Raw genomic sequence first — 1935 nt, forward strand, 5'->3', positions numbered from 1 at the left:
TTCACACCTCGATGAACATACTGTTCCTGAATCCGCCCTTCCTGGGCCGCTTCTCCCGCACCTCCCGCAGTCCGGCGGTCACCAAGGGGGGAACCTTCTACTATCCCATCTGGCTGGCCTACGCCACGGGTTGGGCGCAACACAACGGTCACGACGCGCGACTGTTCGACGCCCCGGCCCGCCTGGCCACCCTGGACGACCTGTACCTTTTTCTGGAAGATTGGCAGCCGGGCCTGGTGGTGGTCGATACCAGCACCCCCAGCATCCATCACGACAGCGCCGTGGCGGCCCGGATCAAGGAACGTTTTCCCGCCAGTTTCATTTTGCTGGTGGGCACCCACCCCTCGGCCCTGCCGGAGGAGTCCCTGTCACGGAACCCGGCCATCGACGGCGTCGCCATCGGGGAGTATGACGCCACGGTGGTGGAGCTGGCCGGGGCGCTGGAACACCGCCAACCCCTGGAGCCGGTCCAGGGGCTGGCGCTGCGCCGGGCGGGAGAACCGTTCCTGACCGCCCCCAGGGAGAAACTGGAACATCTGGACGCCCTGCCCTTCGTCTCCCGGGTCTACCTCCAGCACCTGAATGTCCGGGACTATTTTTTCGCCGCCGCCAATTATCCCATGGTGATGATCATCACGGGCCGGGGGTGCCCCCATCGCTGTTTCTTCTGCGTCTATCCCCAGGTGTTCCACTCCCGCCGCTACCGGGTGCGCAGCGCGCGGAACGTGGTGGATGAACTGGCGTACATCCAGACCCATCTGCCCATGGTGAAAGAGGTGGGCATCGAGGACGACTGCTTCACCGCCAGTCCCGCTCACGTCCGGGGGATCTGCGAGGAGATCATCCGGCGGCGGCTCAGGCTGAAATGGTATTGCAACGTGCGGGGGGACGTGAAACCGGAACTGCTGGCCCTGATGAAAAAGGCCGGCTGCCGCCTGGTGACGGTGGGGTTCGAAAGCGGAGCGCAGAGCATTCTGGACGCCATGGGCAAAGGGATCACCCTGGAAAAATACCGGCGGTTCGTCCAGGATGTCAAACAGGCGGGTCTGCTGGTCCACGGCTGCATGATGGTGGGCAATCCGGGGGACACCAGGGAGACCCTGGCCGCCAGTTACCGGTTCGCCATCCAGGCCGATTGCGACAGCATGCAGTTTTATCCGTTGTACGTCTATCCAGGCACGGAAGCCTTCGAATGGGCCAAAAGCAACGGCTATCTGACCACCACCGATTACGCCCGCTGGCTGGACGGGGAGGGTCAGCACAACTGCGTCCTGGAGACTCCTCAGCTGTCGTCCCGGGAGATGGTGGCGTTGTGCGACGACTACCTGAGACGCTATCATCTGCGTCCCCGTTACCTGCTGAAGAAACTGTGGCAGGCTGTCCGTGACCCCGCAGAAGGGTATCGCAGCCTGCTCTCCGCCCAATCCTTCTTCTGGAAACTGCTGCGGAACGCCTTCCTGGAGCGCATGAAATGATGGAAATTTCCGTGATCGTGGTCTGCTGGAACGAAGCGGGGAACATCGCCCGGTGCCTGGACTCGCTGCTGACGCAGAGCCACCCCCCCCACCTCTTCGAGATCGTGGCGGTGGATGGCGGGTCCCGGGACAAAACCGGGGAGATCATCGCGGCCTACGCCGCCATCCATCCCCGGGTGCTGCTGGTCAGCGAACCCCGCAAGGGGACGGCCATCGGCCGCAACCGGGGGGTCGCCGCCGCCCGGCATCCCCATGTCGCCTTCATCGACGCGGATTGCGAGGCCCCGCCGGAGTGGCTGGAACGGTTGTCCAAAGCGTTCCTCCACCACCGGAGCGTGGAACCCGCGGTGGTGGCGGTGGGCGGGGGCAATGTGCCACCCCCAGACAGCACCCCCTTCGTGCAGGCCGTGGGGCTGGCCATGGACTCCTTCGCGGGCAGTTTCAACAGCGCCCAGGGTCG

Annotated in this window: 2 protein-coding genes; both read left to right on the plus strand. The window is 64.6% G+C overall.

Features of this window, described 5'->3' with window-relative positions:
- Nucleotides 1-1475 (plus strand): B12-binding domain-containing radical SAM protein (locus ASN18_RS14080; RefSeq protein WP_236861773.1); only part of this gene is annotated, 1475 nt, incomplete at its 5' end.
- A partial coding sequence (locus tag ASN18_RS14085; protein ID WP_157073010.1) for a glycosyltransferase occupies nt 1472-1935 on the plus strand: 464 nt, incomplete at its 3' end. The genes ASN18_RS14080 and ASN18_RS14085, both read left to right, overlap by 4 nt.

The organism is Candidatus Magnetominusculus xianensis, from assembly GCA_001541255.1.
Classification (GTDB): Bacteria; Nitrospirota; Thermodesulfovibrionia; order Thermodesulfovibrionales; family Magnetobacteriaceae; genus Magnetominusculus; species Magnetominusculus xianensis.